15 protein-coding genes are annotated in these 13,475 nt (G+C 48.3%); 10 read left to right on the top strand and 5 right to left on the bottom strand.

The features are described from left to right. Positions 1-177: 177 nt before the first annotated feature. The 3 genes from trmB to pyk all read right to left on the bottom strand — a co-directional run bounded on the left by trmB (position 178) and on the right by pyk (position 3,272). Complete coding sequence (trmB, locus tag ZMOB_RS03540) at positions 178-873, bottom strand: tRNA (guanine(46)-N(7))-methyltransferase TrmB (RefSeq protein ID WP_011240110.1); 696 nt, start codon at positions 871-873, stop codon at positions 178-180. A gap of 79 nt (positions 874-952) precedes the next feature. Next, entirely contained in the window at positions 953-1,579 is a 627-nt protein-coding gene (locus tag ZMOB_RS03535) for a GNAT family N-acetyltransferase (RefSeq protein ID WP_014500654.1), read from the bottom strand. A gap of 265 nt (positions 1,580-1,844) precedes the next feature. After that, positions 1,845-3,272: a pyruvate kinase gene (pyk, locus tag ZMOB_RS03530; protein WP_014500653.1), complete on the bottom strand. Its 1,428-nt coding sequence runs from the start codon at positions 3,270-3,272 to the stop codon at positions 1,845-1,847. 319 nt (positions 3,273-3,591) lie between these two features. Here pyk and ZMOB_RS03525 point away from each other — a divergent pair, with 319 nt between their 5' ends. The 4 genes from ZMOB_RS03525 to ruvA all read left to right on the top strand — a co-directional run bounded on the left by ZMOB_RS03525 (position 3,592) and on the right by ruvA (position 6,256). Beyond that, entirely contained in the window at positions 3,592-3,831 is a 240-nt protein-coding gene (locus tag ZMOB_RS03525; RefSeq protein ID WP_012817470.1) for a DUF2312 domain-containing protein, read from the top strand. A gap of 454 nt (positions 3,832-4,285) precedes the next feature. Further along, entirely contained in the window at positions 4,286-5,035 is a 750-nt protein-coding gene (locus tag ZMOB_RS03520; protein WP_014500652.1) for a YebC/PmpR family DNA-binding transcriptional regulator, read from the top strand. A gap of 34 nt (positions 5,036-5,069) precedes the next feature. Further along, positions 5,070-5,573 (top strand): crossover junction endodeoxyribonuclease RuvC, encoded by a 504-nt coding sequence (gene ruvC / locus ZMOB_RS03515; protein ID WP_041573432.1) that lies wholly within the window; start codon positions 5,070-5,072, stop codon positions 5,571-5,573. A 41-nt stretch (positions 5,574-5,614) separates the two neighbouring features. Continuing rightward, on the top strand, positions 5,615-6,256 hold the full coding sequence (ruvA, locus tag ZMOB_RS03510; protein ID WP_014500650.1) for a Holliday junction branch migration protein RuvA: 642 nt from the start codon (positions 5,615-5,617) through the stop codon (positions 6,254-6,256). Positions 6,257-6,315: 59 nt separating this feature from the next. On the opposite strand, the gene ZMOB_RS03505 is transcribed toward ruvA, so the two are convergent. Continuing rightward, a complete protein-coding gene (locus ZMOB_RS03505; protein WP_224452981.1) occupies positions 6,316-6,618 on the bottom strand; it encodes a hypothetical protein in 303 nt (100 codons plus the stop codon). 268 nt (positions 6,619-6,886) lie between these two features. After that, on the bottom strand, positions 6,887-7,816 hold the full coding sequence (locus tag ZMOB_RS03500; protein ID WP_014500649.1) for a 2-hydroxyacid dehydrogenase: 930 nt from the start codon (positions 7,814-7,816) through the stop codon (positions 6,887-6,889). A gap of 145 nt (positions 7,817-7,961) precedes the next feature. Here ZMOB_RS03500 and ruvB point away from each other — a divergent pair, with 145 nt between their 5' ends. The 6 genes from ruvB (at position 7,962) to tolB (ending at position 13,449) form a co-directional block, all read left to right on the top strand. Beyond that, positions 7,962-9,005, top strand: coding sequence for a Holliday junction branch migration DNA helicase RuvB (ruvB, locus tag ZMOB_RS03495; RefSeq protein ID WP_011240118.1), 1,044 nt, complete (start codon positions 7,962-7,964; stop codon positions 9,003-9,005). A 179-nt stretch (positions 9,006-9,184) separates the two neighbouring features. Continuing rightward, a complete protein-coding gene (locus ZMOB_RS03490) occupies positions 9,185-9,685 on the top strand; it encodes a YbgC/FadM family acyl-CoA thioesterase (RefSeq protein WP_011240119.1) in 501 nt (166 codons plus the stop codon). Between the two features lie 7 nt (positions 9,686-9,692). Next, positions 9,693-10,403: a MotA/TolQ/ExbB proton channel family protein gene (locus ZMOB_RS03485; protein ID WP_011240120.1), complete on the top strand. Its 711-nt coding sequence runs from the start codon at positions 9,693-9,695 to the stop codon at positions 10,401-10,403. Continuing rightward, complete coding sequence (locus ZMOB_RS03480) at positions 10,403-10,930, top strand: ExbD/TolR family protein (protein ID WP_014500648.1); 528 nt, start codon at positions 10,403-10,405, stop codon at positions 10,928-10,930. Before ZMOB_RS03485 ends, ZMOB_RS03480 begins: the two co-directional genes overlap by 1 nt. Before the next feature lie 9 nt (positions 10,931-10,939). Further along, the gene (locus ZMOB_RS03475) at positions 10,940-12,019 is read left to right on the top strand and encodes a hypothetical protein (protein WP_014500647.1); all 1,080 of its coding nucleotides are present in this window, start codon (positions 10,940-10,942) and stop codon (positions 12,017-12,019) included. A gap of 53 nt (positions 12,020-12,072) precedes the next feature. Continuing rightward, the gene (gene tolB, locus ZMOB_RS03470; RefSeq protein WP_011240123.1) at positions 12,073-13,449 is read left to right on the top strand and encodes a Tol-Pal system beta propeller repeat protein TolB; all 1,377 of its coding nucleotides are present in this window, start codon (positions 12,073-12,075) and stop codon (positions 13,447-13,449) included. Positions 13,450-13,475: the final 26 nt, after the last annotated feature.

The raw sequence follows: 13,475 nt of genomic DNA, 5'->3' as shown, positions 1-13,475 counted from the left end.
TCCTCTCTTACCGCTTCTTAGAAAGCAATATTTTGTTTTTATACTGTAGTGACAAGCATATTTATACAAAGATGACAAGGGAAAGAACATCGAGCTTAAACAAGCTGTTATGCCCTTCTTTCAAAAGCGTCTTCTTTTTACTCAATAGCTTGAAGAATTTCTTCTGGAATTAGTTTGTCATACTCTCCGATAACGGAAATACCATACTTCATGGCCTTTTTCGCGGGCTTTCTTTTCATAACGAGTCTGTGGCCAATCTTCGGGACGCTGCAAAAAATCACGCGGTGTTTGTGCCAGCCATTCAAAGTCAGGCCGTTGCCCCATAATCATCATCGCCCAGTGGCAATAAATCGGATGATCGGTGCCAAAGCGAAATTCTCCGCCTTTTTTCATCTTGCGGGCGATAAGGCCGATAGGCCCGTGATTCATGAAACGTCTTTTGGCGTGACGGGCTTTTGGCCAAGGGTCGGGATGAAGCAGATAAGCGCGATCGAGGCAGCCGTCGGGAAGCTGTTCGAGAATATCCAAGGCATCGCCCCGATGGAGGCGAATATTTTTTATCTGGTTATTGTCGATATGAGTCAGCAAGCCGACAACGCCATCGAGGAAAGGTTCACATCCGATAAAACCGTGATCGGGGCGCATCATAGCCTGTCCGGCAAGATGTTCGCCTTTCCCAAAGCCGATTTCAAATTCCAATGGGCGATCATCGCCGAAAAGATCCGTTGCGGAGACAGCTTGTTCCGTTGTGATTTCAAGCTGGGGCAGCAGCGTTTCCACTAATTCTGCCTGTTTCGGGCGCAGGCTGTGGCCTTGTTGTCTGCCATAGAGGCGACGAATGGTGAGGGGATCGTGAATAGAGCTTTCAGTCATAAGATCGCCGTATCGGATTTTTTAAAAAGAAGAAAGACAAAGCGTTCCTCTTGAAAAGCCTTCTTTTCGGGAGGAATCGCTACTGAGTTAGGCTTAGACCCATGCGGATAGACTCTTTAAAACCGAAAATGGGTGACAAGAGACCAACAGAATGATGTCTGATATCGCGATAGCCTAGGCGGCTATAAAGGCGATGCGCCCTTTCATTTTTGGTAATGACATCGAGGATAACCCTTTTCATACCCTGTCGGGTCGCCTGTTCCTTGATATAGCCAAGAAGTGCATGGCCAATGCCATGGCTGCGCGCTTTTTCATCAACGCAGATGCTTTCTACCATCATTTCATCCGCGGCAGGTTGTTGGTCTAGTTGACTTAATAATAATCCACGGAATAGGCCGCTGGCTTTCCCGTAAGTCGCAAAAAGATGTTTCAAATCTTGAGTAAGCGAATTGGGGCGATAGCTTTTATAGGTCGCGACACCGAGTAGTTTGCCATCCTTGCGGATCGCGCTGACGATGGATCGATCGCCCATGCTGTGACGAAGAAATTCTTGGCCTTTTTCGGGTGGGCCTAAGGGTATCTTCAATTTTCTTTCAAAGGCTTGCCAGAAAAGTTGAAGGGCGGAAGGGATATTATCAGGGGGAACGCCATCTTGAAGCGTGAAATTTTCGATTTTGGCTAGGGGCGAGGGGGCTGAAGAAGACATTTCATTATCCACATTCTTGACCACAATATTGAGCGGCACGCAGCGGGAATAAGGTCATCAATAGCCGGATAGCTGGAAAAGACAGCCGCGTTGATTTTGCGATAGAAAGTCTGTCCCGAATGAGAAAACGAGATGACAGTCTTTCTTTGTGACTAGCAAGGGTGACTATCTTGGGGAAAAGCAGATATCGGGCTATTCTTGAGCTTAAAAAAAAGCCGGAGAGAAATGTCCCCCCGGCCTTTTTTCTGTGTTGTTATAAAGCGAATTAGGCTTCGATAACATCAACAATGTTGGTGGTTCCAGCTTTACCGAAAGGTTCACCTGCAACAACAACCAGCTTGTCACCGGCTTTGGCGAAACCGTATTTTTTAGCGGTTTCAGCAGCCAGCTTCTTGGCTTCGTCGAGGGTCTTAACCGTGGAAACCTGAACCGGCTGTGCGCCCCAGACCAAACCAAGACGACGAGCAACTTCGGCATCCGGGGTCAGAGACAGGATCGGAGCAACCGGACGGGCGCGGGAAACGCGCTGTGCGGTCTTACCGGTTTCGGTGAAGACGATGATCGCTTTTGCGCCAACCGTTTCAGCGGTTTTGCTGGCGTTTTCAGCCAGAGCGTCAACCGTCGTCGGTTCTGCCGGAGTCGGGGTGAAGCGAACGCGTTCGATGTAACCCGGAGCATTTTCAACATAAGAAGCAATACGATGCATCATGTTGACAGCTTCATGCGGCCAATCACCGGCGGCGGATTCTGCAGAAAGCATGATACCATCAGCACCTTCGTAAATGGCGTTTGCAACGTCACTTACTTCAGCGCGGGTCGGAGCCGGAGCTTTGATCATGGATTCGAGCATAGCGGTTGCAACAACAACCGGCTTACCCAGCTGGCGGGAGCGTTCAACGATACGCTTCTGCGTCGGGGGAACGGATTCCGGCAAGCATTCAACACCGAGGTCACCACGAGCAACCATGACAGCATCGGTTGCAGCCAAGATGGATTCGAGGTTTTCAATGGCAGCTGGCTTTTCGAGTTTAACGAGAAGCGGTGCGCGACCTTTGATGAGTTCTTTGGCTTCGATGACGTCTTCGACGCGCTGCACAAAGCTAAGAGCAACCCAGTCAGCTTTTTCCTTAAGAGCAAAGTCGAGATCTTTGCGATCTTTCGGGGTCAGAGCGGCCAGCGGAATCACAACGTCAGGAACGTTGAAACCTTTATGGTCGGAAAGCGGACCCGGAACTTCGACGCGGGTAACGATTTTGGTCGGGGAAGATTCGACGCAACGAACAACGATCTTACCATCATCCAAAAGCAGGCGATGACCTTTGTCTAAAGCCTTGAAGATTTCAGGATGCGGCAGGTTGACGCGGGTTTCGTCACCGAGAGTTGGGTCCTGATCGAAAGTGAAGGTCTGGCCTTCTTTCAACTGAACCTTGCCTTCTTTGAAGTCACCAACGCGGAGCTTCGGACCCTGAAGATCGAAAAGGATCGTGGTCGGGCGGTTGAATTCTTTTTCAAGCGCACGAATGTTGTCAACGATGACCTTCTTTTCGTCATGGGTACCATGGCTCATGTTGATACGGAATACATCCGCACCAGCCAAGAAACGATCACGAATCTGTTCTGCCGTCGAGCTGGCAGGACCCAGCGTAGAAACAACACGTACCTTGCGGCCGCGTGGGAAAAGTCCTTCAGTCAAGCTTCTATTCCTTCCGCTTTGCTGATTTAATTACATATGCCATTTGCGCTTCTATCATCAGATGATCAAGCACAACTTCGTTTGTCAATTTGTTACAAATGGAAGGAAAAGGGAAGCGTCTCTTCGCAAAGAGATCATATTTTTCTGCATTTTCAATAAAAAAAACAGTCTCTTTCCCGTATCTTGGCAGAAGATTGCTGTATCGTGAGTTTTTTCATACAGCCTTGATAGGTTAAACTTATAGTGGAATGCCTTTTCCTTTGGAAAACAGGCAAAAATTATATATTTAGTTATTTTTCAATGGGGACCGAATTTTACTATGTCAGAAAATATTGCGGCTGATCAACTTCGTCTGTTTATCGAACGGATTGAACGACTCGAAGAAGAAAAAAAAGGGATGGCGGATGATATCCGTGATGTCTATTTAGAAGCCAAGTCTCAAGGTTTCGATGCCAAAACCATGCGTTCGGTTATCCGCTTGCGGAAAATGGAAAAAGACGCTCGCGACGAAATGGATGCTTTGCTGGAAACCTATCGTAACGCTTTGGGCTTGAACTAGGCTTTCTTTCCTGCCTTGAAAAGCGGATTTGCTTGACGCTTTGCTGGATAAAATTTTTATTTTTATCGGCAGGCTATCAGGCTTTGATCCGGTGTCATTCGGCCTGTTGAAGAGGCAATATCCGCTATTGATAGGCTGTTCTTCCCATAGAAATGATATTTTGCTATTTACCCCGCTCGTAAAGTTACGGTTTTCTTCCTTCTTGGTATGTTTTTAGGCTTTGGCCTGAAAAAGAAGAGTGCTGTGACTTGAAAACGGAGACCGGAATCTTCTGACTGTCGATTTGTCAGTCAGCTCGGGACATTGTCTTTAACGTTAAGGCTGGATCAGGCGTGGTCTGACCCATGTCCCGCTTTATTTCGTCTAATTTTTTGATTAGGTCGGATGTAAAGCCAGTATCCCTATTCCCCGAATGCGGGGATATTCATGTTATCTTGTATAGACAGATGGAACCATGGCAGGCCATTCAAAATTTAAAAATATTATGTATCGCAAAGGAGCGCAGGATAAAAAGCGTTCCGCCCTTTTTTCTAAATTATCCCGTGAAGTCACGGTAGCCGCCAAGTCCGGCTTACCTGATCCGAACGCGAATCCGCGCTTGCGTGCAGCGGTTTCCGCTGCCCGTTCCGGTGGTATGCCGAAAGATAATATCGAACGCGCTATTGCGAAGGCTATCGGTGGCGACGGCGATAATTACGAAGAATTGCGGTATGAAGGCTTTGGCCCGAGTGGCGTTTCTTTGATTATCGAAACCCTGACTGACAACCGTAATCGCACGGCCACCAATGTCAGAACAGCGCTTTCCAAAAATGGCGGTAATCTCGGCACCAGTGGTTCTGTGACCCATGGTTTCGACCGTATGGGGTTAATTACCTATAAAGCCGAAGCCGGTGATCCCGACAAAATTTTTGAAGCTGCTTTGGAAGCCGGTGCTGAAGATGTCACATCTTCTGAAGATGAGCATGAAATCTGGACCGCTCAGGCTGATCTTCATGAAGTCGCCGGAAAGCTGGAAGCTATTCTGGGTGAACCGGAAGGCGTGAAATTGGCATGGCGTCCGCAGACCCTGATCAATGTTGATGAGGAAAGTGCCGGAACCTTGCTGCGCTTGATTGAAACCTTGGAAGACGATGACGACGTCCAGACTGTTTGGGCCAATTACGACATCGATGATGAAGTTATGGAAAGTCTGGGACAGGAATAATCTTTCTGTCTGAAAAGGGATGTGATCGGTGCCGATGATTTTTCTGGGACTTGACCCCGGTTTGGGAACAACCGGCTGGGGAGCGATTACAGTTGAGGGTAATCGTCTTAGTCATATTGCCAATGGACAAATCCGCACCGGTCCTTCCATGGCTTTGGCACGGCGGCTAGCGTTATTGCATGATGCCTTAGCCGCCGTCATTGCCAGCCACCAGCCGGAAATGGCGGCGGTTGAAGAGGTTTTGGGCAATAGCAATGCGCAATCAACCCTGAAATTGGGGCAGGCGCGCGGTATTGCCCTGTTTAGCCTTGCAGAAGCTGGGCTATCCGTCGGGGAATATCACCCGAATGTGGTTAAAAAGGCCGTTGTTGGCACCGGAAGCGCTGACAAGAAACAGGTGCAAGCAATGGTGTCCCGTTTGTTACCCGGAGTGAAGTTAGCGGGCCCTGATGCGGCAGATGCCTTGGCGGTGGCTATTACGCATGCCCATCATCACGCCTCTGCCCGTGGTTATGCCCGTCGCGTAAGGGCTTCATAATGGGCGGCTGTAATGAAATGCCGGAATAGAAAGAGATATTGATGATCGCGCGATTGGTTGGTTTTCTGGTAGAAAAAAATTCTGATTCTGCGATCATTGACGTTAATGGCGTCGGCTATCTCGTCCAATTATCAGGACGCGCTTTAGATTATTTCTCCGAAATTGAAGGTGAAATTACCGTCCATATCGAAACCCAAATTCGGGAAGATTCGATTACCCTTTTTGGTTTTGCTTCTTATTTGGAACGGGATTGGTTCAGGCTTTTAACGTCGGTGCAAGGCGTGGGAGGCAAAGCAGCTCTGGCTATTTTAACGGCGTTGACCTGCGATGCGATTTCTGTAGCGATTTCCAGTGGCGACAAGACCATGATTTGTCGCGCCAATGGGATAGGCCCCAAAATTGCCCAGCGTATTATCAATGAATTGAAAGAGAAACCGGCGGCTATTGCTTTGTTTTCTTCTGCCAAAGGCGATCATTTGGCGGTTGAAGATATTTCCCAGCCAGCAGCCTCTGCCCATCATGCGGGTAATTTCGTGGCAGATGCGGTGTCTGCGCTTTTGAATTTAGGGTTTAAACCGGCTGAAGCGCAACGCGTTGTTCAATTGGCTTCGGAAGAATTAGGCGATCAAGCAACATTAGATAGTCTTGTACGTCTGGCTTTACGGTTATCTTCCAAGCATTAAATTTAATCTGTGCCGAATCCCCGCAATAGAGAGCGGGGATAGCGGACTGCTCTTGTGGTTTATGAATGGTCGGGATGCGGGACTTCCCAGTCAACAAAGGCTTTGTTTGTTTTGACTTGGGGATGGCTATCCATCAAAACCTTGATAACCCGATTATAGCGTTCGTCTTTTTCTGCGGCTTTAATCAGTAAATCACCCAAGATTTTCCGGCGCGCTTCCGCATGTTTCTTTTTGGCGGCGGCCTGACGCGCTAGCAGAGATTTATAGCGCTGCTTGGCTTCTTCAACCTGTTTTTGAGCTTTCAGGATTTGCGGCGTCAAGCTGTCATTGCCTTCCGCATCATCGGTCGGAGTTTCTGTCATATAGCTATCCACGGGCTGTATTGATCTTTGTACTTTTCTTTTTCTGACAATATAGCGCATTTTTTCTTCTCAAGATCCTCTCACAAGAGAATTAAAGCTCTATTCGATATGGGGTAAAAAGAGAAGATGCGCAAAATGGATATATTTCAACTGTTTTTATCCATAGACGTGAAATAACTATAAAATATTTTTGAAAATTGAAAAAGAAGGGCAGGCCATCCTTGTTTTTTTGTCTGGCCTGCCCTGTATTCTTTATTTTGTGATGAAATCAGACCACCGGCGTAAGAAGCGGTTTTCCAGCAAAAAAGGCCTGAAGATTGTCGATCACCAAATGCGCCATTGTTGTCCGTGTCTCGACAGTGGCGCTGCCTAAATGGGGCTGTAAAACGACTTTCTGAGATTGCTGTAAGGCCGCTGGCACATTGGGTTCATTAGCAAAAACATCCAATCCGGCACCTGCGATGACGCCTTTTTCAAGCGCCTCTATCAAGGCATCTTCATCAACAATGCTGCCACGGGCAATATTGATAAGAACAGCTTTTTGACCCAAGGCTTCCAGAACCTCTTTATTGACGAGGCCTTTGGTCTCGGCTGTGCCTGGGGCTGCCAACACCAGCACGTCAACGGCTTTCGCAAGATCAAGGATATTGTTGTAATAATTCCAAGAGACTTCCTTGGGATGACGGCTGCAATAGCTGACAGATTTGGACATGGGTGCCAGTCTTTCGGCGATAGCTTGGCCAATTCGTCCTAAACCAAAGACCCCGACATCAAGATTGCTGGCACTGTGGGACAACGGGATTTCTTCTTTTTTAATCCAGCCGCCGTCACGAACCAGCTTGTCATTTCGGATGATGTCCCTTTTTAAGGTAAGGAATAACCCGACAGCCATATCAGCGACATCTTCGGTCAAAACACCCGGAGTGTTAGAAACCCTGATATTCCGTTTTTTGGCGGCCTGTAAGTCAATGCCATCAAAACCAACGGCATATTGGGCAATGATCTGGAGGTTCGGAAATTGATCCATATCATCTGCCCCGAAACGGGCTTGACCATCGCCGATGACGGCCTTGATTTGAGAGGCTATCTCGGCGGTTATTTTTGTGCCGTAATCGTAAACCGTAAAGAGAGAATCGAGCTTGTCTCTTGCCCCGTAAAAAAGCGGGGTGCGTAATAGAATCGCGGGTTTATCCGTCATTGCGTAATCTCCTGATCGCCTTATGAAGGATAAGCATTTTTCTGATCTATCTGCAATCAACTGCCTTGTGATTCCTGTCGCGAAAAAACGAGGCAGCTTTTAAAAGAACTTTATTTTCTCTCCTTTTCATGGTCTTTTTCTTTTTATGACGCGCAATAGCTTATTAAATCCCGAAGCCGAAAATGCTGACCCCGATCAGGCCTTGCGCCCTCGCTCGCTGGATGAATTTATCGGGCAACAGGCGGCAAGAGAAAATATCCGCGTCTTTATCGAGGCGGCAAAAAAACGGCAGGAATCGCTCGATCATGTGCTTTTCTTTGGCCCGCCAGGATTGGGGAAAACAACCTTAGCCCAGATTATTGCCCGCGAAATGGGCGTTGGCTTTCGAGCGACTTCGGGCCCAGTTATTGTGAAATCCGGCGATTTGGCCGCGCTTTTGACCAATCTTGAAGATGGCGATGTGTTGTTCATTGACGAAATCCATCGTCTTCAGCCGGTCGTCGAAGAAGTTCTTTATCCCGCGATGGAAGATCGCGCTTTGGATTTGATGATAGGTGAGGGGCCTTCTGCTCGTTCTGTCCGAATTGATTTACCTCATTTTACCCTTGTAGGGGCAACGACCCGTCAAGGTTTGTTAAGCACGCCTTTGCGTGATCGTTTCGGGATTCCGGTGCGTTTGCAATTCTATAGCATTGAAGAATTGCGGCAGGTCATTACGCGCGCTGCCCGTTTGTTGGGTATGGAAATCGCGCCGGAAGGTGCCGAGGAAATTGCCAAAAGATCGCGTGGAACACCTCGTATCGCCGGACGTTTGCTGCGTCGTGTGCGTGATTTTGCCGATGTTGCTGGCTCTAAAATAGTTGACCGCTTTATTGCAGATGAGGCCTTGAATCGTCTGGAAGTTGATAAATTGGGGCTTGATCTGATGGATCGCCGTTATCTGATGATGATTGCCGATATTTATAAAGGCGGGCCTGTTGGACTGGATACCTTGGCCGCTGGTCTATCCGAGCCTCGGGATACAGTTGAAGAGGTAATCGAACCTTATTTGATCCAGTTAGGATTGGTGGCGCGCACGGCGCGCGGTCGTCAGTTAAATGGTCTGGCTTGGCGACATTTGGGCTTAACTGACCCTAGAGAAGCAGAAGGAAAGCATTCTGAAATAAAAAATCAGCCCGGATTATTATAAAGATATATAAGATTTCATCGCTGGTTAAGGTTACTTTTCTTTTACAAGAGGCCATTCATTAAACGGATTAAAAAAGAATAGATATTTATATTATAATGACGGCTTAGAGCGTATTTTGATTTTTTCGTTAGATAGCTGAAGAAATTCTTGAGCTTGGTCTGTTCAAAAAGGCGGCTGTGATGGTGACAGAGGAAAAGACAATATCGGAAGATACGCCTGTTCATCCGGTTGCAGATGGCCTTTTGAAGGGGCGCGTCCATCATTTTCCCGTCAATATCTATTATGAAGACACTGACCTTTCGGGGCGAGTCTATCACGCCAATTATTTACGTTTTACCGAGCGGGCGCGTTCCGATCTGGTGAAGATTTTGGGTGTCAATCAGCGTCAAGCCTATCAGGACGGTATTGGCATGTTTGTCATTCACCAACAGAAAATCCGTTACTGTCAGCCTGCATGGCTGGATGACCGATTGGATATACAAACTGAAATTATCCGCTTGCGGGCGGCAACACTTCAGCTACAGCAAAAAATTTTTCGGGGTGCAGAGCTTTTAACAGAAATAGAAAGCGAAGTTGCCTTTTTATCTGTCGATGGGCGGCCTTGTCGAATACCGACAGATTGGCGGTCTTTATTTGAAGCGCTGTGCTCTCCCGCATTGGATCGGGTTGAAAGGAAGTAATTAAAAGATGCCTTCTTTGGAAATGTCCGGCAATGCCGATTTGGCGAGTTCTGTTCTATCGCCGGTGACGTTATTTCTTCATGCCGATATGGTTGGCCGTTTGGTCATGATATTGTTGCTTTGCGCCAGTATAGGCAGTTGGGCGCTTATTTTCGGGCAGTTTTTCCGTTCCTCTGCTGCTAATCGGGCAAGCCGTAATTTTGAAAAAGCCTATAGCAAAGCCGAATCAATGGGGGAGCTGGAGCGCTTTTATGATCGCTATTTCGGTAGCAATGATCCTTCTGCCCGTATCTTTCTGGCTGGGATGCAGACCGCCAAATCGGCTGGAAAAGTCATTGACCATGAAGGCGAGCGTGATCGCCTTTCTTTATCCCTTGAGGATGCTGTTGCAGCAGCGGTTGAGGATATGTCTTCCCCGTTGAGTAGTCTGGCAACGATTGGATCTGTCTCTCCCTTTGTGGGTTTGTTCGGGACGGTTTGGGGCATTATGCATAGTTTTAGCCAGATTGCCGCAGGCGGAAATACCGCCATGGCGATTGTGGGCCCCGGTATTGCTGAAGCGCTTTTCTCGACGGCATTGGGGCTGTTCGCAGCTATTCCGGCGAGCATTGCCTATAACCGGATGTCGCATACCATTGGGCGTTTTGAATCGCGCCTGACCCGTTTTTCTGACCGCATCTATATCACCTTAAGCCGCGCCATGGACGCTCGCCACTGATGAGCGCAGTTTCGGCAAGAAAAAGGCGCGGTGCCAAAAGACGGCCTTTAATGGCAGAAATCAACGTCACACCTTTGGTTGATGTGATGTTGGTTCTGTTGATTATCTTTATGGTGACAGCGCCTTTGATGGTGACAGGGGTGGCCGTCAATTTGCCGGATAGCCGTGCCAAGGCTTTGGAATCCAAGGAAAAGCCGGTCACCATTACTATTGAAGCGGATGGCAGTATTCATATTGATGACGATGTTGTTGATATGGCTGAATTGCCTGCCCGTTTGCAGGCTATCCATGAAGCGAATTTGGCAAAGCATGAGCAGGTATCGGGTGAGGGTGATCCTGATGCCCCTGCCGTGGTTAGTGAGCAGCCGATTTATCTGAAAGCCGATCGGGTTTTAAATTATGGTCGAGTGATGCAGGTAATGGGCGAATTGGATCATGCCGGTTTGAAAAAAGTGGCTTTGGTAACAACCGGTTCTTCGGGACATTCTGCGACAAGCAAAGAATCCCCGAATGATGAAGGAAGGTAAGTCATTGTGATGACCTCCCGATCAGCGATGAGGCGCGGCTTTTTTATCGCGGTGGCCGGTCATGTTCTGCTTCTGCTGTTTTTTTTGATCCGTTTTTCCTTGCAAGATAAGCGACAAAGTCAGCCCGTTGATACGATAGAAGTGACCTTTGCCCATGGAGTCGGGATCCATTCTTCTTCCCCTGAAGCCTCTTCTGAAGCGGCAAGGGCGACGACTGCGCCGAAGATAGGGGAAGAAAAAGAGGCTGCCCCCGCGCCGAAAAAAGAGACTCCAAAGGAAGCGGATAGCCAGCCTAAGGCTCAAACCCAGAATTCGGCGAAAGCCGAAGCAAAGGTAGAAAACAAGCCTGTGGCGAAGCCGGAACCGCAACCCAAAGCCAAGCCGGTTGAAACGCCGAAGCCTGTGCCTGTGGCAAAGCCAGAACCCCAGCCTAGAGAAGCGGCAGTAGCCCCAGCTCAAAAAGCAAAAGTAACGGCAGCTGAAAAAACACAACCAAAAGCGGAAAGTAAAACGCCAAGCAAGCCGCATAATGACGTCAAGAATTTGATGGAGTCTTTTTCTAAATCTCAGGTTAATGTTTCTGATCATAAGGCAGGCAGCAACACTGGGAGTAATAAAGGAAAAGAAAAGAGTAACGCATCCGATAGCGGGAAAAGTAAAAGCGACAATAGTCGTAATAGTGGTTCCCGTTTGGGTAATGATTTTTTGAAGGGTATTCTTGGGGGGACGGGGACTTCTTCGAAACCGCAAGGGTCTTCAATCTCGGGCCCTGCCTTGAATGGTTTGGGTGCCGCGATCAAACGTCAGGTTCAACCTTGCTATGATCTTGGGGCATTAGGCGGCACGGATGCAATGCGGATTATTACCGTTTTGCGGTTGCGTTTTAACCCTGATGGTTCGGTAAATGGTGTGCCTGAAATGATCGAGCAAACCGGATTGACCTCGGACAATCGTTCTTATGCCCGTCAAATGGCTGAAATAAGCCGTCGTGCTGTTTTGCGTTGTGCTCCGCTGCATCTGCCTGCCGAACTGTATAAAGGTGGGTGGGATGAAATTGATATTGGCTTCATTCCGGCGCAGATGCATTGAGATTATAAGAAATAACGTCGCCTGTGATGGGCTTCGAAATGAAGGATTGTTGAATGAGCAGCGTAATCAGAAAATGGGCCTTAACGGCTTTGATGGCGGTAAGCAGCACGGCTTTGTTCGCGCAAAATCCTGCGGCTAGTGGTCAAGCAGCCAATCAGGGCGATAATCGCCGCATCTTGCGAGTCGATATTACGGGCGGTATTTCCCAGCCTATGCCGATTGCGGTGCCGGTAATGCCGACTCCGAGTTCGGTTGAAACCTTGGCGGGAACGACGGCGGTATTAGGTCGGCAGGTCGCTTCGGTTATTTCCAATGACCTGAAATCCAGTGGCCTTTTTACGCCATCGCAGCAAGCCTCCTTGCATAATGTATCTTTTCCTGAAGTAACCGCTCCGCAATATAGCTATTGGTTATCGAGTGGCGCGCAGGCCTTGGTTCAGGGTTTCGTTCAGGCCAATGGCGATGGCACTCTGACGGTAGGCTGTTATTTATATGACGTTTTCGCTTCGCAGGAAATGTTGCATAAGGGCTTTGTCGTGAAACCAGCCGACTGGCGGCGAGCCGCACATAAATGTGCTGATGCAGTTTATACCCGTTTGACAGGTGAAGGCCCCTATTTTGACAGCCGCATCGTTTATATTTCTGAAACGGGCCCAAAAAATCATCGCCTGAAGCGTCTGGCGATCATGGATCAGGATGGTGCCAATCACCGTTTCTTGACGAATGGCCAGTCGATGGTTCTGACCCCGCGTTTTGCGCCGAACCAGCAGACTGTTACTTATCTTTCTTATGTTGGTAATTCTCCGCGCATTTATGTCTATACTTTAGGTTCTGGCCATGTGCGTTTGGTGGTGAATAAGCCGAATACGACCTTTGCCCCGCGTTTTTCGCCAGATGGGAAAACGATTGTTTTCTCTATGTCTGTTGCGGGCAATACCGATATTTACAAGGTTCCGGTTTCCGGTGGGCAGGCAACCCGTCTGACCACTTCGCCCGGTATCGACACGGCACCGAGTTTCTCACCCGATGGCTCTAAAATCGTCTTTGAAAGTGATCGGTCAGGTAGTCAGCAGATTTATATTATGAATGCTGATGGATCCAATCAGAACCGCATTAGTTTTGGTAGTGGACGTTACGCAACCCCAGTTTGGAGTCCGCGCGGTGATCTGATCGCCTTTACAAAATTGGGCGGCGGATTTCATGTCGGTGTGATGAAAACGGATGGTTCGGGTGAACAAATTCTGACCAATGGTTGGCAGGATGAAGGGCCTAGCTGGTCGCCGAATGGACGAGTCATTGCCTTCTTTAGAACAGCCCGTAATTCTGGTCATACGGAGTTATGGTCGGTTGATCTGACGGGGGTTAATGAACGGCATATTCCAACGCCTTTAGATGGTTCTGATCCATCTTGGGGGCCGTTATTGCCGTAATTTCTTTATTATTTCGATAAATTGTA

It is taken from the genome of Zymomonas mobilis subsp. mobilis ATCC 10988 (assembly GCF_000175255.2).
In the GTDB taxonomy this organism is placed as follows: Bacteria; Pseudomonadota; Alphaproteobacteria; order Sphingomonadales; family Sphingomonadaceae; genus Zymomonas; species Zymomonas mobilis.
Note: the sequence above shows the minus strand (reverse complement) of the source record. Positions and strands in the feature narration are given on the sequence as shown.